Below are 20,885 nucleotides of genomic sequence, written 5' to 3'. Positions count from 1 at the left end.
CGGGCATGAAACACGTTATCCTTCGGGCTTTAGCAGCCATCGCCGCCCTCGCCGTTCCCGCAAGCGCCAGTGCGCAGGAGATCTTCGGCGGCGTCTATGCCCATGCGGTCGATACGCCGTTCACGCTGGACACGACGGAAAGCGGCACGCTCGACATTGCCGCCGGCATTCGCTTCGGGCGGATCGACGCTCTGGATTTCATCGGTTCGCCTGCGCCCTACGTCGTGGGCAACCTCAATACGGATGGCTACACCTCCTTTGTCGGGGGCGGACTTGCCTGGACCATCGGCGACGGCCCGGTCTACGTACGTCCCGGCATCGGCATGGTGGTGCACGACGCGCCCGAATTCCGCGTCAACCCGGAAACCGGATACCGTACCGACCTGGGCAGCCGCGTCCTGTTCGAACCGGAAATCGGCGTCGGGTATCGCCTGACGGACCGGGCCAGCGTGGAGGCGCACTGGATGCATATCAGTCAGGGCCAGATCTTCGATGGCGAGCAGAACCCGGGAATAGACATGATCGGCGCGCGGATGAACTGGCGGCTCTAGCGACCGGACGGAACTCTCGTGTGAAAAGAGCGTTTTGGTTGCCTTGAAGCGGCACGGTTGCGTGTCCGCGGTCGGGGAGACGAAAACATGAAGAAGGTTCTCACTCTGGTAGTCCTGGGCAGCACGATGGTGCTTCTGCCGGCCTGCAACACCATCCGCGGTGCCGCTGACGACGTCGAATCGGTCGGCGATTGCGCTGACGGCGTCGAAGGGAATTGCTGACGCCCGTTTTCAGATGATCGAACAGAGCAGGCGCCGCCCGTCGTGGGCGGCGCCTGTTTTTTTGCCCGTGGGCCAGGACGAGGAAAGGGCGGCACCTCGCGGCACCGCCCTTCCTAGTGATCCGGTTGTGGATCGAAGCGCAAGCGTGGGGGCTTATTTAAGCTCGACGGTACCGCCGGCGGCTTCGATCTTGCCCTTGATCTCTTCGGCTTCGGCCTTGTTCACGCCTTCCTTGAGCGGCTTGGGCGCGCCTTCGACCAGGGCCTTGGCTTCGGTCAGGCCCAGGCCGGTGATGGCGCGGACTTCCTTGATGACCTGGATCTTCTTGCCACCATCGCCGGTCAGGACGACGTCGAACTCGTCCTTCTCTTCGGCGGGCGCGGCGTCACCGCCACCGCCGGCGGCGGGCATGGCGACGGCCGCGGCAGCGGAAACGCCCCACTCTTCCTCGAGCTTCGAGGCGAGTTCGGCGGCTTCCATGACGGTCAGCGACGACAGTTCTTCAACAAGCTTGGCAATATCGGCCATGATGTATCACTCCAGTTTTTTCGGGGCGCGAACCGGCCCCGCAGTATGTTTCGTATCGAATGCGAATAGCGTCTCTTACGCCGCGTCCTTGGCGCCGTAGGCACCGAACACGCGGGCGAGCTTGGCTGCCGGGGCGTTGACCACCTGGGCGATCTTCGTCGCCGGGGCGTTGACCAGGCCCACGATCTTGCCGCGCAGTTCGTCGAGGCTGGGCAGCGAGGCCAGCGACCTCACCCCCGCTTCGTCGAGCACCTGCGTGCCCATCGCGCCACCGACGATTTCCAGCCTGTCGTTATCCTTGGCGAATTCGACAGCTGCCTTGGCGGCCGCAACCGGGTCTTCGGACCAGGCGAGGCCGACCGGACCGGTGAGGTATTCCTCGATGCCGGTGTAGTCGGTGTCCTTCAGGGCGAGCTTGGCGAGACGGTTCTTCGCGACCTTGTAGGTTGCACCGGCTTCACGCATCTTCCCGCGCAGCGCGGTGGACTGGTCCACCGAGAGACCCAGATTGCGGGTGACGACCACCACGCCGACCTGGTTGAAGACATCGTTGAGCTGGGCGACCGATTCGGATTTCTGCGAACGATCCATGCCGTACTCCTTCATTATGGCCGACCGGATTGCCCGGGCGACCGGCTCATGTCTGTCCGCGCCGACAGGTCGGCGCGGGCGAGTCCGTTGATGGGGGAAGGAGCACGCCGTCTGGCGTGACTTGGGAACGCGGACGGGCCGGTTCCGGTAATCTCTTTTCCCCGTCTAGGCCGGAAATTAAGCCCCCGCGAAATCGGAGGCACCAGCTGTCTCGGACGGATGACCGCCTGGGCGGTCGGCTGCGGCCCCTAGCAGACCGGAACCAAAGGTCAAGCGCAGCGGGGCGCCGGACGCGAAAAGGCCCGCCGCTCGGGCGGGCCTTCCCTGTATCGATGCGAACGAGGTGTCTTACATCGTCTCGTCGGTGGTGGGCGTGTCGGTGGCGGTCTCGTCCGTCATCGCGCCGTCGTCCGTCATGGTGTCGTCGGTCATGGCACCGTCTTCGGTCATGGCCGGATCGGTCATGGCCGGATCGGACGCCATCGGAGCGGGGGCGACGGTCTCGGCGGCCATCGGTTCGGTGGTGGCGGCTTCCTCGGGCGCGCTGTCGCAGGCGACGAGCGTCAGGGCGAGGGGGAGAGCGGCGAAAACAATCTTCTTCATGATCGTGATTCCTCACAGCCGTGATTGGCGGCCTTATTATCGCCACATTCGCGGGGCGGCGCAAGCGATTTGCACGCAGCCCGCCCTCATTTCGCCGCATATTCGAGCAGGTCGCCCGGCTGGCAATCGAGTTCGCGGCAGATCGCCTCGAGTGTGGAAAAGCGGATCGCCCTGGCCTTGCCGGTCTTGAGGATCGACAGGTTGGCGAGCGTCAGTCCGACCCGCTCGGCCAGCTCGGTCAGCGTCATGCGGCGCTCGTGCAGCAGGTCGTCGAGCCTGACCACGATGGTGCTCCCTTCGGTATCGGCGCCCATCACACGGTTCCTTCCAGGTCTTCGCGCATCGCCGCGCCATGGCGGAACACGCGGGCGAGGATGAACAGGACGAGCACGAGCACGATGCCCGACAGGTCGACGTCGGTTTCCATCGACGGCCGGGTTTCCTCGAACGCGCGCTGCACGGCCACGATCAGCGGCACCATGGCGACGGTGGCGATCTGGATGCCCAGCATCAGCCAGCCCATCGCCCGCAGTCGATCCGCGTTGTCGGGCACGAAGGGGTCGCCATCGCCCACCGTGTCGATGATGCGGCCGAGATGCCGCAGGAAGACGAAGGCCAGCACGACGACGACGAGGCCGGCAAGCATCAGCCCGGCAATCTGCAGCGAGGGGAAGGCGCCGACCAGGGGGACGGCCTCCTCGTCGATCTCCGCCTCGATCAGCGATTTGCCGAACAGCACGAAGGGGATGGCGGCAGTCAGCGCGAGCGCCGCGATACCCAGCAACACCTGGATGACGAGAACGACGATGCGTGACACGGTGAGCAACGGATCGTTGAGACGGACGGACATGGCGTGTCTCCCTTCCCGAGGTCAGGCCAGCGCCGGGATGTGCACCGCGGCCACGGCTTGCGGCGCGGGAACGGTGACGACGGCAGTGAAGCTCGTCGCGGCGATGACGATCGCGGCCAGCGCGGCGAGCGAATTGGTGGCGAGGCGGTTCATATCGATCTCCTTGGTCTGACTTACCGAATATCGATATGGCCGAGTCGTGTCTTATTGTCAATCGATAATATCGAAAAGCAATGCGGTGCTTATCGTTGAACGGCATTTCAGGCCGCTGCGATGCTGACGAAGTTGACACCGCGTCAAGCCGGGGTTTCGCCATCGGAATGGCAGATTTCCGCACGTCTCGCTGGGAAAAGCGAAGTTGACACCCGGCGAGTCGAAATCCTGTCGAACGGGGCGATCGGGCGACAGCGCGGAGAGTCGCATGACGGGCGAAGACTTTGCAAAACCATGACGACAGGTGCTGCATGCAGGCCGGGCCTGTAGGAAAGGTCGCACATGGCTGCGCCATCCGCCCCGCCGCCCATTGACCCATCGCCCTTCGCCCCCTATATCGCCGCCATCGCCGGACAGCTTCGAGCAAGGCGGGCCTGACGCGGGGGCCTGTCCAGGAACGGAAGCTCCGGCATTCGCGCGAGACACGACGACATGGCTGCAACGGCGGTATCCCGGCAGGGTGCGCGCGCTTGCGGCTGTTTTCGCGTCCGGCGATTCGAACCGCTCCAGACATTTCCCTGTGCCGGGGCGAGTCGCATGTGCGATTCGGCCGGCGCGACACGCGAAGAAGAGGCCCGTCCACCCCTATGGCGACCAAGGCACCGGTGCAGTCCACCAGCAAGTCCAAGCGCATCCGCAAGATCTTCGGCGACATCCATGAAGTCGTGCAGATGCCCAATCTGATCGAGGTGCAGCGCGAAAGCTACGAGCAGTTTCTGCGTTCGGACCCCTCTATCGACTACGTCTCGGGCCTGGAAAAGACGCTGCGCAGCGTCTTCCCGATTCGCGACTTCGCCGGGACCGCCGAGCTCGACTTCGTGAATTACGAGCTTGAGCCGCCGAAATACGACACCACCGAATGCCGCCAGCGCGGCATCACCTACGCCGCGCCGATGAAGGTGACGCTGCGTCTGATCGTGTTCGAGGTGGACCAGGAAACCGAAACCCGCTCCGTGCTCGATATCAAGGAGCAGGACGTGTACATGGGCGACATGCCGCTGATGACGTCGAACGGGACGTTCATCATCAACGGCACGGAACGCGTCATCGTGTCGCAGATGCACCGGTCGCCCGGCGTGCTGTTCGATCACGACCGCGGCAAGACCCATTCCAGCGGCAAGTTCCTGTTCGCCGCGCGCGTCATTCCCTATCGCGGCTCCTGGCTCGACTTCGAGTTCGATGCCAAGGACATCGTCAACGTGCGTATCGACCGCAAGCGCAAGCTGCCCGTCACCGCGCTGCTGTTCGCGCTCGGCCTGACGAGCGAGGACATTCTCGATCACTTCTACGACAAGGTCACGTGGAAGCGTGGCAAGGACGGCTGGGAAATTCCCTTCGTGGCCGAGCAGTGGCGTGGCCAGAAGCCGGCCTTCGCGCTGGTCGATGCCAGGACCGGCGAGGAAGTGTTCCCCGCCAATCAGAAGGTATCCCCGCGCGGCGCCAACAAGGCCGCGAAGGACGGGCTGGAGAAGCTGCTGATCCCGACCGAGGAGATCTTCGGCCGCTACGCCAGCGAGGATCTGATCGACGAGAAGACCGGCCGGATCTACATCGAGGCGGGCGAGGAAGTGTCCCCCGACAATCTGGAAAAGCTGGACAATGCCGGCATCGACCAGATCGACCTGCTCGACATCGACCACGTCAATACCGGCGCCTGGATGCGCAACACGCTGGAGGCCGACAAGGCCGAGAACCGCGAGGAAGGGCTGGAGGCGATCTACAAGGTCATGCGTCCGGGCGAACCGCCGACCAAGGAAACCGCCGAGGCGCTGTTCGAAGGGCTGTTCTTCGATTCCGACCGCTACGATCTTTCCGCGGTGGGCCGGGTGAAGCTGAACATGCGCCTGGGTCTCGATGCCGAGGACACCGTCACCACGCTGCGCAAGGAAGATATCCTCGCGGTGGTGAAGGAGCTTGTCGACCTGAAGGACGGCAAGGGCGAGGTCGACGACATCGACAACCTCGGCAATCGCCGCGTGCGTTCGGTGGGCGAGCTGCTGGAGAACCAGTACCGCGTCGGCCTGCTGCGCATGGAGCGCGCCGTGAAGGAGCGCATGTCGAGCGTGGACGTCAGCACGGTGATGCCGAACGACCTGATCAACGCCAAGCCCGCGGTCGCCGCGGTGCGCGAGTTCTTCGGTTCGTCGCAGCTTTCGCAGTTCATGGACCAGACCAACCCGCTGTCCGAAGTCACCCACAAGCGCCGCGTCTCGGCGCTCGGCCCGGGCGGTCTGACCCGCGAGCGCGCGGGCTTCGAGGTGCGCGACGTCCACCCGACGCACTATGGCCGCATCTGCCCGATCGAGACGCCCGAAGGCCCGAACATCGGCCTCATCAACTCGCTCTCGACCTTTGCCCGCGTCAACAAGTACGGCTTCATCGAGACGCCGTACCGCGCGGTGAAGGACGGCAAGGTATCGGGCGACGTGCAGTATCTGTCCGCGATGGAAGAACAGAAGCACACGGTCGCGCAGGCCTCGGCCGAGACCGACGGTGACGGCAAGTTCGTGGAGGAGCTGGTCTCCACCCGCCAGAACGGCGAGTTCATGATGAGCCCGAACGAGCAGGTCACGCTGATGGACGTCAGCCCCAAGCAGCTCGTGTCCGTGGCCGCTTCGCTTATTCCCTTCCTGGAGAACGACGACGCCAACCGCGCGCTGATGGGATCGAACATGCAGCGCCAGGCGGTGCCGCTGGTGAAGGCCGAGGCGCCGTTCGTCGGCACCGGCATGGAAGAGACCGTGGCGCGCGACAGCGGCGCCGCGATCGCCGCCACGCGCGCCGGCGTGGTCGACCAGGTCGACGCCACCCGCATCGTGATCCGCGCATCGGGCGAGGTCGACACGACCAATCCGGGCGTGGACATCTACACCCTGCAGAAGTTCCAGCGCTCCAACCAGTCGACCTGCGTCAACCAGCGTCCGCTGGTGAAGGTGGGCGAGACGGTCGAGGCCGGCGACATCATCGCCGACGGTCCCTCCACCGATCTCGGTGAACTGGCGCTGGGCCGCAACAGTCTCGTCGCGTTCATGCCGTGGAACGGCTACAATTACGAGGATAGTATCCTCATTTCCGAACGCATCGTGAAGGACGACGTGTTCACCTCGATCCACATCGAGGAATTCGAGGTGATGGCCCGCGACACCAAGCTGGGGCCGGAGGACATCACCCGCGACATCCCGAACGTGGGCGAGGAAGCGCTGCGCAACCTCGACGAGGCGGGCATCGTCTATATCGGCGCCGAAGTGCATCCGGGCGACATCCTGGCGGGCAAGATCACGCCCAAGGGCGAAAGCCCGATGACGCCGGAGGAAAAGCTGCTGCGCGCCATTTTCGGCGAGAAGGCCAGCGACGTGCGCGACACCTCGCTCCGCCTGCCGCCCGGCGTGTCGGGCACCATCGTCGACGTGCGCATCTTCAACCGCCACGGTATCGAGATCGACGACCGTACCCGCGCCATCCAGAACGAGGAGATCGAACGCCTCAAGAAGGACAGCGAGGACGAGCGGGCGATCCTGAACCGCGCGACCTACAACCGGCTCGAGGAAATGCTCGACGGGCAGACGGCTTCGGCAGCGCCCAAGGGCGTGAAGAAGGGCACGGTCATCGACCGGCAGGTGCTGGACGGCGTCGAGAAGCGCGAATGGTTCAAGTTCGCCGTCGCCGACGACAACATGCAGAGCCAGCTCGAAGCGGTGAAGGGCCAGTACGACGAGGCCGTGAAGGCCATCAAGGACAAGTTCGAGGACCGCAAGGAGAAGCTCGAACGCGGCGACGAACTGGCGCCGGGCGTGCTCAAGATGGTCAAGGTGTTCGTCGCGGTGAAGAGGAAACTCCAGCCGGGCGACAAGATGGCCGGCCGCCACGGCAACAAGGGCGTCATCAGCCGCATCCTGCCGGAAGAGGACATGCCCTTCCTGGAGGACGGCACGCCGGTCGACATCGTGCTGAACCCGCTGGGCGTGCCCTCGCGCATGAATGTCGGGCAGATCTTCGAGACGCATCTCGGCTTCGCGGCGCGCGGGCTGGGCATGCAGATCGCGGCGCAGCTCGACGAATGGCGCGACGCCAATCCCGATGCCGAGGCGGGCCCGCCCCCCGCGGCCGTCGTGGAGAAGCTGAAGGACGTCTACGGCGAACAGTATCACGAGGATATCGACAGCCGCTCCACCGCCGAAGTCGTCGAGCTGGCGAACAACCTTCGCACCGGCGTTCCGATGGGCACCCCCGTGTTCGACGGCGCGCGCGAACAGGACGTGACCGACATGCTGCTGAAGGCAGGCTACGATTCCTCGGGCCAGTCGACGCTGTATGACGGCCGCACGGGCGAGGCGTTCGACCGCAAGGTGACCGTGGGCATCATCTACATGCTCAAGTTGCACCACCTGGTCGACGACAAGATCCACGCCCGTTCCATCGGCCCGTACTCGCTCGTCACCCAGCAGCCGCTGGGCGGCAAGGCGCAGTTCGGCGGCCAGCGTTTCGGCGAGATGGAGGTCTGGGCGCTCCAGGCCTACGGCGCGGCCTACACCTTGCAGGAAATGCTGACGGTGAAGTCCGACGACGTGGTCGGCCGAACCAAGGTCTACGAAGCGATCGTCAAGGGCGACGACACCTTCGAGGCCGGCATTCCGGAGAGCTTCAACGTGCTCGTCAAGGAAATGCGCAGCCTGGGCCTCAACGTCGAACTCACCTCGCTCAGCGACGGCGAGGACGAGGACGAGGACGGCTTCGGCCAGATCGCGGCGGAGTAGGACAACTTCCCCTCCCCGGCGGGGAGGGGACTGAGGGGTGGGGGTTGCGCCCCACCGGAAAGAACTGACCCCCCACCCCAACCCCTCCCCCGGGGGGAGGGGCTCAGGAAGGCGGAAAAGACATGAACGAACTGACCAAATTCACGAACCAGCTGGCGAAGCCCGAAACCTTCGACCAGATCCAGATCGGCCTGGCCTCGCCCGAGCGCATCCGCAGCTGGTCTTTCGGCGAGATCAAGAAGCCCGAGACGATCAACTACCGCACGTTCAAGCCCGAGCGTGACGGGTTGTTCTGCGCGCGCATCTTCGGTCCGGTGAAGGACTACGAGTGCCTGTGCGGCAAGTACAAGCGCATGAAGTACAAGGGCGTCGTGTGCGAGAAGTGCGGTGTGGAAGTCACCGTGACCAAGGTGCGCCGCGAACGCATGGGGCACATCGAACTGGCCGCCCCGGTTGCGCATATCTGGTTCCTTAAGTCGCTGCCGTCGCGCATCGGCCTGCTGCTCGACATGCAGTTGAAGCAGCTCGAGCGCGTGCTTTATTTCGAAAGCTACATCGTCACCGAGCCCGGCCTGACGCCGCTGGAGAAGTTCCAGCTGCTGACCGAGGACGAGCTGCTCGACGCGCAGGACGAGTATGGCGAGGACGCCTTCACCGCCGGCATCGGTGCCGAGGCGGTCAAGATCATGCTGATGGATCTTGACCTTGAACAGGAGAAGGCCGACCTTCTCGAGGAACTTGAAACCACCAAGTCCAAGCTCAAGCCCGCCAAGATCATCAAGCGCCTCAAGGTCGTCGAGAGCTTCATCGATTCGGGCAACCGCCCCGAATGGATGATCCTGGAAGTCGTGCCGGTCATTCCGCCCGAACTGCGCCCGCTGGTGCCGCTGGACGGTGGCCGCTTCGCGACCTCCGACCTCAACGACCTCTATCGCCGCGTCATCAACCGCAACAACCGGTTGAAGCGGTTGATGGAACTGCGCGCGCCCGATATCATCGTGCGCAACGAGAAGCGCATGCTGCAGGAAGCGGTCGACGCCTTGTTCGACAACGGTCGCCGCGGCCGCGTGATCACCGGCGCCAACAAGCGTCCGCTGAAGTCGCTTTCCGACATGCTCAAGGGCAAGCAGGGCCGCTTCCGTCAGAACCTGCTCGGCAAGCGCGTCGACTATTCGGGCCGTTCGGTCATCGTGACCGGGCCGGAACTCAAGCTGCACCAGTGCGGCCTGCCCAAGAAGATGGCGCTCGAGCTGTTCAAGCCGTTCATCTACGCCCGCCTCGACGCCAAGGGTCTGTCCATGACCCTCAAGCAGGCGAAGAAGTGGGTGGAGAAGGAGCGCAAGGAAGTCTGGGACATCCTGGATGAAGTCATCCGCGAACACCCGGTCCTCCTCAACCGCGCGCCGACGCTCCACCGTCTCGGCATCCAGGCGTTCGAGCCGGTGCTGATCGAAGGCAAGGCGATCCAGCTCCACCCGCTCGTCTGCTCGGCCTTCAACGCCGACTTCGACGGCGACCAGATGGCCGTTCACGTGCCGCTGAGCCTCGAGGCCCAGCTGGAAGCGCGCGTGCTGATGATGAGCACCAACAACATCCTCAGCCCCGCCAACGGCAAGCCGATCATCGTGCCTTCGCAGGACATGGTGCTGGGCCTGTATTACCTCTCGATGGACCGCGAGGGCGAGCCGGGCGAGGGCCGCGTGCTGGCCGACATCAACGAGGTGCACCAGGCGCTGCACGTGGGCGCGGTGACGTATCACTCGAAGATCACCACTCGCATCCCGCAGACCGACGAGGACGGCAACCAGTACATGCAGCGCGTCGACACGACGCCGGGCCGCATGCTGATCGCCGAATGCCTGCCGAAGTCGCACAAGGTGCCCTTCGACGTCGTCAACCGCCTTCTGACGAAGAAGGAAATCGGCGACGTGATAGACCAGGTCTATCGCCACACCGGGCAGAAGGACACGGTGCTGTTCGCCGACGCCATCATGACGCTGGGCTTCCGCCACGCGTTCAAGGCCGGCATCTCGTTCGGCAAGGACGACATGATCATCCCCGACAGCAAGGAAGGGATGATCGAGGAAACCAAGACGCTGGTTGCCGATTACGAGCAGCAGTATCAGGACGGCTTCATCACCCAGCAGGAAAAGTACAACAAGGTGATCGACGCCTGGAGCCGCTGCGGCGACCAGGTGGCGGCGGCCATGATGGAAGAGATCAAGGCCACGCCCAAGGACGCTGACGGGCGCGAGGCTAAGGTCAACTCGATCTACATGATGAGCCATTCGGGCGCGCGCGGTTCGCCGGCGCAGATGAAGCAGCTCGCCGGCATGCGCGGCCTGATGGCCAAGCCTTCGGGCGAGATCATCGAGACGCCGATCATCTCCAACTTCAAGGAAGGCCTGACCGTCCTCGAATACTTCAACTCCACCCACGGCGCCCGCAAGGGCCTGGCGGACACGGCGTTGAAGACGGCGAACTCGGGCTACCTGACGCGCCGCCTCGTCGACGTGTCGCAGGACTGCGTGATCGTCGAGGACAATTGCAAGACCGACAACGCGCTGGAAATGCGCGCCATCGTGCAGGGCGGCAGCGTCATCGCTTCCCTGGGCGAGCGCATCCTTGGCCGCACCGTCGCCGAGGACATCAAGAACGCCGCCACCGACGAGGTGATCGTCAAGGCCGGCACGCTGGTGGACGAACCGATGGTGAAGGTGATCGAGGATGCCGAGGTGCAGGTCGCCAAGATCCGCTCCCCGCTGGTGTGCGAGGCCGAACAGGGCGTCTGCGCGACCTGCTACGGGCGTGATCTGGCGCGCGGCACGCCGGTCAATATCGGCGAGGCGGTGGGCGTCATCGCGGCGCAGTCGATCGGCGAACCCGGCACGCAGCTGACGATGCGGACCTTCCACATCGGCGGCGCGGCGCAGGTGAACGAGACCAGCCATCTGGAATCGATCTCCGACGGCAAGATCGTCTATCGCGACATGCCGACCATCACCGACAAGAAGGGCCGCCGGCTCTCGCTCGCCCGCAACGGCGAGATGGTGGTGATGGACGCCGAGGGCCGCGAACGGGCGATCCACCGCGTGCCCTACGGCACCGTGCTGATGTTCGAGGACGGCGCATCCGTGAAGGAGGGTGATCGCCTGGCCGAGTGGGATCCGTTCACCCTGCCGATCATCACCGAGCAGGCGGGTATCGTGCGCTACCAGGATCTCGTCGAAGGCAAGACCCTGGAAGAGCGCGTGGACGAGGCCACCGGCATCGCTCAGCGCGTCGTTACCGAGTACCGCGCGGCCGGCCGCTCCAAGAAGGAGGATCTGCGTCCGCGCATGACCCTGCTGGGAGAGGAAGGCAGCGGTAAGAAGGGCGACGACACGGAGGCCGCGCGCTACATGCTGGCGCCGGGCACCACGCTGTCGGTCGAGGACGGTCAGGAAGTGCAGGCGGGCGACATCCTTGCCCGCGCTTCGCGGGAGGCCGCCAAGACGCGCGACATCACCGGCGGTCTGCCGCGTGTCGCCGAACTGTTCGAGGCGCGCGTGCCAAAGGACGCCGCGATCATCGCCAAGATCAGTGGCCGGATGGAATTCATCCGCGACTACAAGGCCAAGCGCAAGATCGCGATCGTCCCGGAAGAGGGCGATCCGGTGGAATACCTGATCCCCAAGACCAAGGTGATCGACGTTCAGGAAGGCGACTTCGTGAAGAAGGGGGACACCCTGATTTCCGGCTCGCCCAACCCGCACGACATCCTGGAAGTCATGGGCGTGGAGGCGCTCGCCGAGTTCCTCTGCACCGAGATCCAGGAAGTCTACCGCCTGCAGGGCGTGAAGATCAACGACAAGCACATCGAGGTGATCGTTCGCCAGATGTTGCAGAAGGTCGAGATCACCGATGGCGGCGACACCACGCTGCTGCCGGGCGAGCAGGTCGATCTGGAGGAGATGAACGAGGTCAACTCGAAGCTCACGCGTTCGAAGAAACCGGCGGTCGGCAAGCCGATCCTGCTGGGCATCACCAAGGCGTCGCTGCAGACCCGCAGCTTCATCTCCGCCGCCTCCTTCCAGGAAACCACGCGCGTGCTGACGCAGGCCGCGGTCGAGGGGAAGAAGGACACGCTGATCGGGTTGAAGGAGAACGTGATCGTCGGCCGCCTCATCCCCGCCGGTACCGGTGCGGGCATGAACCGCCTGCGCGTCACCGCCTCTTCGCGCGACGCGGCGATCCGCGCGCAGTACAAGAAGATGCAGGAAGCGCTGGTTGCGGCGGAGGAAGCGGAAGCGGCCGAGAAGGCCGAAGCCGCTGCCGAGGTCGCCGCGATGAGCGATGCCGCGGTCGAGGAAGACCTGATCGCGCCCGAATCCGCACAGGCGGAGCACGAGGCGGAACTGGCGCAGGACGCCGAGGCCGCCACCGGCGACGATCCGCTCGCGCGCATGGAGGGCGAGACGCACGGCACCGATGCGGATGCGGGCGAGTATCTGCGCGAGGACGAGGGCGAGGAGCCCGAAGCCATCGCCAAGAAGGCCGACGACAGCGAGGAAGACGGCGAGGCGTAGGCCCCGCCGGACCCTCCTGACCGAAATGGCCCCGGCGGGAGCGATCCTGCCGGGGCTTTTTCGTGCCTTTTTGCCGCGCCGCGCATTGAACCGGGCGAAGGAGACCAGCGTGACCCGTTTGCCACTCATCGCCGCCGCCGCCGCCGCCGCCGCGCTTGCCTGTGCCGGCTGTTCCGCCAATCCCGATGATGGGCAGGACCGCATCTGGGAGGACGAGGCGCTCGAAGAGGGGGACGCGCCGACCCCCGGCGCCCCGGCCGACCGGTCGGACCGCGTGACCATGATCGCCGGCGAATACCGCGTAGCCGGGGTGGACGGCGCCGAGGTCGACTTGCCGCACGCCATTACCCTCTCCATCGACGATGCGACGATCCGCTTCGTCTCCGACTGCGTGACGGGAACGTGGCGCTACGCTTTCGAAGGCGATCTTCTGGCAACCCGGGGCGTGTCCGAAGAGGCTTGCGAAAGGGCGCCCTACCCGGCGGAAGAGGGATTGCAGGCCGCCTTCGATGCCGGCGGAAGCTTCGTCCGCACACCCGCCAACGCCCTGCTGTTCACGGGCGGCCGGCACACCGTCACCCTGTTCTCGCAATAGCGGCGATCCCGCGCTAGAGCGCGCGCATCATGGCAGTTGTCACCCGCTTCGCCCCGTCGCCGACCGGCCGGCTCCACGTCGGCAATATCCGCACCGCGCTGCATAACTGGATGCTGGCGAGGAAACATGGCGGGCGTTTCATGCTGCGGATCGACGATACCGACGCCCAGCGCAGCGAGGACCGCTTCGTCGATGCCATCCGCGAGGATCTCGGCTGGCTCGGCCTCGCGCCCGATGGGGAGGAGCGGCAGTCGCGCCGGCTGGCGCTCTACGAGGCGGCGTTCGAACGGCTGCGCGAGGCGGGGCGGATCTACCCGGCCTACGAGACGCAGCAGGAGCTGGAATTGCGTCGCAAGGTGCTGATGGGGCGGGGCCTGCCGCCGATCTACGACCGCGCCGCGCTGACGCTGACCGACGCCGACCGCGCGGCGAAGGAAGCGGGCGGGATCGCGCCGCACTGGCGCTTCCGGCTCGACCACGATGAACCGATCGCCTGGGACGACGGCGTGCGCGGGGCGCAGAAGTTCGACGCCGCGCAACTGTCCGACCCGGTCGTCCGGCGGGCTGACAACAGCTGGCTCTACATGCTGCCGAGCGCGGTGGACGATATCGCCATGGGCGTTACCCACGTGCTGCGCGGAGAAGATCACGTTTCCAACACGGCCGTGCAGATCCAGATGTTTACCGCCCTCGGCGCCGCACCCCCGCGCTTCGCGCACGAGGCGCTTCTGGTCGGTAGCGAGGGGAAGCTGTCAAAGCGCCTGGGGTCGCTCGGCTGCGATGCCCTGCGCGAGGCGGGACTGGAGCCGGAGGCGCTCGTCGCGCTGCTCGCCCGGCTGGGCACCAGCCTGCCGGTCGAGCCGGTCGCCGATCGCGCGGTCCTGCTCGAAAGCTTCGATCTCGCCACGTTCGGCCGTGCGCCGGCGCGTTTCGACGAGGCCGAGCTGGAGCGGGTGAACGCGGCCATCGTTCACGCGATGGACTACGGCGACGTGGCCGGCCGTCTGCCCGCCGGAATGAATGCCGCCGCCTGGCATGCCATCCGGCCCAACCTGTCGCGCGTGAACGAGGTGGGCGAGTGGTGGCGTCTCGTCACCGGCCCGGTCGATCTGCCGCAGTTCGACGCCGAAACGCGCGAATACCTCGGGCTGGCGGCCCGCGAACTGGCCTGGAGCGAAACGCCGTGGGCGGACCTGACGGCCGCTCTCAAGGCCCGGACAGGACGCAAGAGCAAGGCCCTGTTCCTGCCGCTGCGCCAGGCGCTGACCGGGCGCGACCACGGCCCCGACATGGGCGAGCTGCTGCCGCTCATCGGCGAGGAGCGCGCGCGCCGGCGGCTCGAGCGGGCGGCTACCGCAAACGGTTGACCGCATGGCGCGGTGCAGCACTTGACAATCACCGGCGGCGAAATAAAGGCGCGACGATATAAAATATCATTACTAGGCGGATCGCACCAGCCCATGAAAATCGCCGTTCTCGTCGTCCTGTGTGGTTCGGCTGCATTCCCCGTTTCCGCCGCCGCGCAGGAGACATCCGAACCCGCCGCTCCGCAATCCGCAAATCCCGACGATACCGACACCGTCAGCGAGGTCATCGTGGTGCGTGCGGGCGGGCTGGACCGGCTCGACATCCTCGCCAGCACCAGCATGGTCGACGATTTTCAGCTCGAGCGCGATGCCGACGGCCAGATCGGAGAGGTGCTGGCAAAACTGCCCGGTGTGTCGGCCACCAGTTTCTCGCCCGGCGCTTCGCGCCCCGTCCTGCGCGGGCTACAGGGCGACCGGGTGCGCGTGCTGACCGACGGGATCGGCAGCATCGATGCGTCAAGCACGTCGGCAGACCATGCCGTTGCCATCAATCCGCTGCTGGCCGACCGGGTGGAGGTGCTGCGTGGCCCGGCCACGCTGCTGTTCGGCAGCTCCGCGATCGGCGGCGCGGTCAACGTCATCGACCGGCGCATTCCCACCGAGAAGCCCGAAGGCGGCGCGCGGCTCGATACGCTGGCGAGCACCGATACCGCCTATGACCTGCGCGAGGCCGGCGCATCGGGTGACGTCACGCTCGGCCGGGCGATCGTGCTCCACGCCGATGGCAGCTACCGCACCACCAACGATGTCGAGGTGCCGGGCTACGTCCTCGCCCCGCCGCTGCGTGAGGAATTGCTGGCAGAGGCGGCGGCGCGCGCTGCGGTCGCGCCCGGGGAAGCGGCCGAACTGCGCAGTGCCGCCGACCGGCGCGACGTCCTGCCCAATTCCGCGACGGAGACGTACACGCTGGGCGCGGGCCTGGGTTACGTCACGCCCGACGTGAACTTCGGGGCATCGGTCGGCTATTACGATACGTTCTACGGTGTGCCCGAACGTCCCGGTCCCGGCCCCGCGCAAGACGCTGGCGACGGGGCAGCGGAAGAGGGCGGCGTCGCCATCGGCCTGAAGCAGTGGCGCGGCGATTTTCGCGGTCAGATACATCTGGGCGAGGGCGGGGTGTTTCACGACATCATCGCCCGCGCCGGCTATTCCGACTACACCCATACCGAGTTCGAGGGGGCGGAAACCGGCACCGTGTTCGATGTCGAGGGCGTCGAGGCGCGGCTCGAACTGATCCAGAACGAACGCGCGCTGGGCGAGAATGCCGACTGGCGCGGCTCACTCGGCGGACAGTACGGCCATACCGATTTCGTCGCCACCGGAGAAGAGGCCTTCGTGCCGCCCAACGTCACCGAAAATGCCGCCCTGTTCGCCTTGCAGGAGGTCGATATCGGCGCTTTCGAGGCGGAACTCGGCGCGCGCTACGAACGCACGGACATCACCGAAAACCTGGACGGTCGACAGCGCGATTTCGATACGATCTCGGGCGCGCTCGGCCTGTCCTGGACGTTCGACAACGACGTGCGTGTTGGCGTGAACCTGTCGCGCGCCGAACGCGCACCCACGGCGGAGGAACTGTTCGCCCGGGGCCCGCACGTCGCCACCCAGCAATTCGAGATCGGCGACCCCGATCTGGACACGGAAGGCGCGTTCGGGCTGGAGGGGTGCGTGCAGGCACGTCTGGCGGGGGCGGACATTCGCCTCGCCGCCTACCGCAACGCGTTCCGGCATTTCATATACCTCGCCGAAACCGGACAGGTGCGTGACGATCTGCCCGTCTTCCGCCACGCGCAGCAGGATGCGACCTTCACCGGCTTCGAGACGGAGGCGACCGCGCCGCTATTGGCGACGGCGGCGGGCGAGCTGGTAGCCGACGCACACGGGTCCTACGTGCGCGCCAAGCTGGAGGATGGCAGCCCGGTGCCGCGTATTCCGCCGCTCGGCCTGGGCGGGGGTGTCGAATGGCAGGCCCGGAGCTACGATTTGCGCGCGGAAATCGACTGGACGGCGCGGCAGGACCGCATTGCTGCCTACGAAACGCCGACCGACGGATTTACCTTCGTCAACCTGTCGGCCCGCTGGCGTCCGCTGGGAACGGACCGGGTGACGGTCCTGGTGCAGGCGGAAAACCTGTTCGATGCGACCGGCCGCCGGCACGCCAGCTTCACCAAGGATTACGTGCCGCTGGCGGGCCGCAACGTGAAGCTGACGTTGCGCACGCGGCTCTAGCGGGGGGCTACAGGCGGGGCAGGGTGACGCCGCGCTGTCCCATGTATTTTCCCGCCCTGTCGGCATAGGTGACTTCGGGCCGTTCGTTGCCCTGCAGGAACAGGAACTGGCACGCGCCCTCATGGGCGTAGATCCGGGCGGGAAGCGGCGTGGTGTTGGAGAATTCCAGCGTGACGTGGCCTTCCCAGCCCGGCTCCAGCGGGGTGACGTTCACGATGATCCCGCAGCGCGCATAGGTGCTCTTGCCGAGGCAGATGACGAGCACGTCTTCCGGTATGCGGAAATATTCGACCGTGCGGGCGAGCGCGAAGCTGTTGGGGGGGATGATGCAGACGTCGGTCTGCCGGTCCACCAGGCTGTCGCCGTCGAAATCCTTGGGGTCGACCACGGCGGAATTGACGTTGGTGAAGATCTTGAACTCGTCCGCCACGCGCGCGTCGTAGCCGAAGCTGGAGAGGCCATAGGAGATATTCCCCTCCCGCCGCTGCGCCTCCACGAACGGCTCGATCATCCCGCGCGTCGTCGCCGCCTCGCGAATCCATTTGTCGGAGAGGATTGCCATGAGACGGGGATTGCCGATGGCGGCGTGCGGGGCAAGGGGTGGGGCAGGGGGCATAGGACGTTATCCCCTTATCGCAAGACTCATTCGGCGTCCGCCTTACGGGGTCGTCAGCGCGCTTTCCGAAATGTTTCGCTAACCCCCTGCCAGCAACGTCGCGTTGCCGCCCGCCGCCGTCGTGTCGATCGTCGTCACGCGCTCGGTCGCGAAGCGGGCGACGTAGTGCGGGCCGCCGGCCTTGGGGCCGGTGCCGGATTTGCCCTCCCCGCCGAAGGGCTGGCTGCCCACGACCGCGCCGATCTGGTTGCGGTTGACGTAGAAATTGCCGACCTTCGCGCGGCTTTCCACGAAGCGGCGAACTTCCTCGATACGACTGTGGAGGCCCAGCGTCAGGCCGTATCCGGTCGAATTGATGTCGTCGATCACCTGGCCCATGCCGCCCGACGGAAAGCGCGCGACGTGCAGGATGGGGCCGAAATGCTCCTCGTCCAGATCGAGGATGGAGCCGATCTCGATGATCGTAGGCGATACGAAATGGCCGTGTTCGCAATCGCCCGGCAGGCTGCGTCGCCAGACGGGGAAGCCGTGATCGGCCATGTCGGCGACATGCGCCTCCAGCCGTTCCTTCGCGTCGGCATCGATCACCGGGCCGACATCGGTATCGAGATCCGCCGGGTCGCCGATGGTCAGCGCCCGGAAAGCGCCCTTGATCATGTCCAGCATCTCGTCCGCCACGTCGTCCTGCAGATAGAGGACGCGCAGGGCCGAGCAGCGCTGCCCGGCGCTCTGAAAGGCGCTGCCCACGACGTCGCGGGTCACCTGTTCGGGCAGGGCCGAACTGTCGACGATCATCGCGTTCTGGCCCCCGGTCTCCGCGATCAGGGTCGGGATCGCACCTTCACGGGCGGCCAGCGAGCGGTTGATGGCGTGCGCGGTGCGGGTCGAGCCGGTGAAGGCCACGCCGGTGATCTGCGGATTGGCGGTGAGCGCCGCGCCGACCTTCCCGCCGCCCGGCACGAGTTGCAGCACGTCGCGCGGGATGCCCGCCTGGTGGCACAACTCGATCGCGAGGGCGGCGATCAGCGGGGTCTGCTGAGCCGGCTTGGCAATGACGCAATTGCCCGCCGCCAGCGCGGCTGCGGCCGGCCCCATGAAGATCGCCAGCGGGAAGTTCCACGGGCTGATCGTCGCGAATACGCCGCGCCCGACCAGGCGCAGCAGGTTCTGCTCGCCCGTCGGGCCGGGCAGCGGCAGGGGCGCGGCGAACAGCATCCGCGCCTCGCAGGCGTAATAGCGCAGGAAATCGACCGCCTCGCGCACCTCCAGAATGGCGTCGGTCAGCGTCTTGCCCGCCTCCCGGCGGCACAGGTCGATCAGGCGCGCGGTGTTCTCTTCCAGAAGGTCGGAGGCCCGCACGAGCATTTCCGCGCGCGCTTCGCCGCCCAGCGCATCCCAGGCGGGCTGCGCGGTGACGGCGCGGGCGACGGCGAGATCGACGTCGGTCTCGGTCGACTCGACCCAGTGGCCCACCACCTTGCCGGTCTGCGGCGCGCAGATGGCGATGCGCTCCCCACCTACGCTCGCGCGCAGGGTCGGGGTGGCCACGGGGTCGTCCCGCCGCCAGTAGGCGAGCTTTTCGCGCAGCTCCGCCAGTTCGGGCGGGTGGGCGATGTCGACCCCCGCGCTGTTGCGGCGGTTGGGGTAGATGTTGCGGGGCAGCGGGATGTTCGGGTTGCGGCGCGGACGCAACCCGGCAAGGTCCGCCGCCGGATCGGTCGTCAGGTCGCTGACGGGTACGTCGGCATCGGCCATGCGGTTGACGAAAGAGGAGTTCGCCCCGTTTTCGAGCAGCCGGCGCACGAGATAGGCGAGCAGTTCCTTGTGCCCGCCGACGGGCGCGTAGATGCGCACCGGGGTGCGATCGTTATCTTCCAGCTTTCCGAGCACGCCGTAGACGTCCTCGCCCATGCCGTGCAGGCGCTGGAATTCGAAAGCGGTCTCCCCCGCCATCGCCTTGATCGCGCCGATGGTGTAGGCATTGTGCGTGGCGAAGGCGGGATAGATCGCATCGCCCGCCTCCAGCAGTTCGTGGGCGCAGGCGAGGTAGGACACGTCGGTCGCCAGCTTGCGCGTGAACACCGGATAATCGGTGAAGCCGCCCACCTGGCTCAGCTTGATCTCGGCATCCCAGTAGGCACCCTTGACCAGCCGCACGAACAGCCGGCGGCCATGCCTGCGCGACAGGTCGCCGACCCACCGGCACAGCGGCACGCCGCGCTTCTGATAAGCCTGGATGGCCATGCCGAAGCCTTCCCAGCCGGTCTCGAACAATTCGTCGTCCGCCACCAGCGCCTCGATGATGTCGAGGCTGAGTTCCAGCCGCTCCGCCTCTTCCGCATCGACGGTGAAGTGCATGTTGGCGTCGCGCGCCTGCATGGCGAGCTGCCGGACGATGGGAACGAGCGCGGCCTTCGCATCCTCGGCATGGTAGAAATCGTATTTGGGGTACAGCGCGCTCAGCTTGACCGAAATGCCCGGCCCGGTGTGCACGTCGCCCTCCTCCCGGGCCAGCCGCGCGATCGCGTCCTCGTAGGCCTGGCGATAGGATTCCGCGTCGTCGAAGGTCATCGCCGCCTCGCCCAGCATGTCGAAGCTGTGCGTTTCGCCCTTCTTGCGCTCGGGCGCGGCGCGGGTCATCGCCTCGTCGATGGTGCGGGCATAGACGAACTGGCCGCCGATGATGCGCATCGCCTGGGTCGTGGCGGTGCGGATGACGGGTTCGCCCAGCCGCCCGGTCGCGCGGCTCAGCGCGCCCCACAGGCCTTCCTCGGTCTTCCTGCCACCGCGCAGCACCTCGCCCGTCAGCATCAGCGAGAAGGTCGCCGCGTTGACGAAGGTGGACTTGCTTTCTCCGACATGCTCGGCCCAGTCGACGCCGCCGAGCTTGTCCATGATGAGCGCGTCGGCCGTGCGCGTGTCCGGCACGCGCAGCAGCGCCTCCGCCAGGCACATGAGGGCGATGCCCTCGTCGGTGTTGAGACCGTAGCTGGCGAGGAAGGCGTCCAGCCCGCTGCTCTCGCGTTTTCGCGCGCCCTCGATCAGCGAGGTGGCGATAGCCGCCGCTTCGTCATGGACGGCGGATGCCGGCCCGGCCTGTTCGAGGCGCTGGGCGATGCAGTCTCCCTCGTCGAGGCGATAGGCGTTGCGAAGCTCGGTACGGTCGATGGACATTGCGCCCACTTGTCACTTGTCATC

At 66.1% G+C, this 20,885-nt stretch carries 15 protein-coding genes; 7 read left to right on the top strand and 8 right to left on the bottom strand.

Translation table 11 applies throughout. The features are described 5' to 3' along the window. Positions 1-5: 5 nt before the first annotated feature. Positions 6-551 carry an acyloxyacyl hydrolase gene (locus EG799_RS05985; RefSeq protein ID WP_158611028.1) on the top strand — a complete coding sequence of 182 codons (546 nt, stop codon included), beginning with the start codon at positions 6-8 and terminating at the stop codon, positions 549-551. A gap of 87 nt (positions 552-638) precedes the next feature. Further along, entirely contained in the window at positions 639-773 is a 135-nt protein-coding gene (locus EG799_RS14270; RefSeq protein ID WP_267900628.1) for a hypothetical protein, read from the top strand. Between the two features lie 153 nt (positions 774-926). Here EG799_RS14270 and rplL read toward each other — a convergent pair whose 3' ends face one another. The 6 genes from rplL to EG799_RS14265 all read right to left on the bottom strand — a co-directional run bounded on the left by rplL (position 927) and on the right by EG799_RS14265 (position 3,498). Next, positions 927-1,301 carry a 50S ribosomal protein L7/L12 gene (gene rplL / locus EG799_RS05980; RefSeq protein ID WP_123879431.1) on the bottom strand — a complete coding sequence of 125 codons (375 nt, stop codon included), beginning with the start codon at positions 1,299-1,301 and terminating at the stop codon, positions 927-929. A gap of 75 nt (positions 1,302-1,376) precedes the next feature. Further along, complete coding sequence (gene rplJ, locus EG799_RS05975; protein ID WP_123879429.1) at positions 1,377-1,892, bottom strand: 50S ribosomal protein L10; 516 nt, start codon at positions 1,890-1,892, stop codon at positions 1,377-1,379. 348 nt (positions 1,893-2,240) lie between these two features. Beyond that, on the bottom strand, positions 2,241-2,495 hold the full coding sequence (locus tag EG799_RS05970; RefSeq protein WP_123879427.1) for a hypothetical protein: 255 nt from the start codon (positions 2,493-2,495) through the stop codon (positions 2,241-2,243). 86 nt (positions 2,496-2,581) lie between these two features. Continuing rightward, complete coding sequence (locus EG799_RS05965; protein ID WP_123879425.1) at positions 2,582-2,809, bottom strand: helix-turn-helix domain-containing protein; 228 nt, start codon at positions 2,807-2,809, stop codon at positions 2,582-2,584. Further along, on the bottom strand, positions 2,809-3,345 hold the full coding sequence (locus EG799_RS05960; RefSeq protein ID WP_123879423.1) for a DUF2975 domain-containing protein: 537 nt from the start codon (positions 3,343-3,345) through the stop codon (positions 2,809-2,811). Before EG799_RS05960 ends, EG799_RS05965 begins: the two co-directional genes overlap by 1 nt. A gap of 21 nt (positions 3,346-3,366) precedes the next feature. Beyond that, on the bottom strand, positions 3,367-3,498 hold the full coding sequence (locus tag EG799_RS14265) for a hypothetical protein (protein ID WP_267900627.1): 132 nt from the start codon (positions 3,496-3,498) through the stop codon (positions 3,367-3,369). Between the two features lie 647 nt (positions 3,499-4,145). On the opposite strand from EG799_RS14265, the gene rpoB reads away from it, so the two are divergent. From rpoB to EG799_RS05935, 5 genes are all read left to right on the top strand, one after another. Further along, entirely contained in the window at positions 4,146-8,312 is a 4,167-nt protein-coding gene (rpoB, locus tag EG799_RS05955) for a DNA-directed RNA polymerase subunit beta (RefSeq protein WP_123879421.1), read from the top strand. A 122-nt stretch (positions 8,313-8,434) separates the two neighbouring features. After that, positions 8,435-12,880, top strand: a complete 4,446-nt coding sequence (rpoC, locus tag EG799_RS05950; protein ID WP_123879419.1) for a DNA-directed RNA polymerase subunit beta' — start codon at positions 8,435-8,437, stop codon at positions 12,878-12,880. A 109-nt stretch (positions 12,881-12,989) separates the two neighbouring features. Then, entirely contained in the window at positions 12,990-13,475 is a 486-nt protein-coding gene (locus EG799_RS05945; RefSeq protein ID WP_123879417.1) for a hypothetical protein, read from the top strand. 29 nt (positions 13,476-13,504) lie between these two features. After that, a complete protein-coding gene (locus tag EG799_RS05940) occupies positions 13,505-14,842 on the top strand; it encodes a glutamate--tRNA ligase (protein WP_123879415.1) in 1,338 nt (445 codons plus the stop codon). A 93-nt stretch (positions 14,843-14,935) separates the two neighbouring features. Continuing rightward, complete coding sequence (locus EG799_RS05935; protein WP_123879413.1) at positions 14,936-17,071, top strand: TonB-dependent receptor; 2,136 nt, start codon at positions 14,936-14,938, stop codon at positions 17,069-17,071. Between the two features lie 7 nt (positions 17,072-17,078). Here the strand turns inward: EG799_RS05935 and dcd are convergent, their stop codons facing one another. Next, the gene (dcd, locus tag EG799_RS05930; RefSeq protein WP_123879411.1) at positions 17,079-17,633 is read right to left on the bottom strand and encodes a dCTP deaminase; all 555 of its coding nucleotides are present in this window, start codon (positions 17,631-17,633) and stop codon (positions 17,079-17,081) included. Positions 17,634-17,765: 132 nt separating this feature from the next. After that, entirely contained in the window at positions 17,766-20,861 is a 3,096-nt protein-coding gene (gene putA, locus EG799_RS05925; RefSeq protein WP_123879409.1) for a bifunctional proline dehydrogenase/L-glutamate gamma-semialdehyde dehydrogenase PutA, read from the bottom strand. Positions 20,862-20,885: the final 24 nt, after the last annotated feature.

The organism is Aurantiacibacter spongiae (assembly GCF_003815535.1).
GTDB classification, from domain to species: domain Bacteria; phylum Pseudomonadota; class Alphaproteobacteria; order Sphingomonadales; family Sphingomonadaceae; genus Alteraurantiacibacter; species Alteraurantiacibacter spongiae.
Note: the sequence above shows the minus strand (reverse complement) of the source record. Positions and strands in the feature narration are given on the sequence as shown.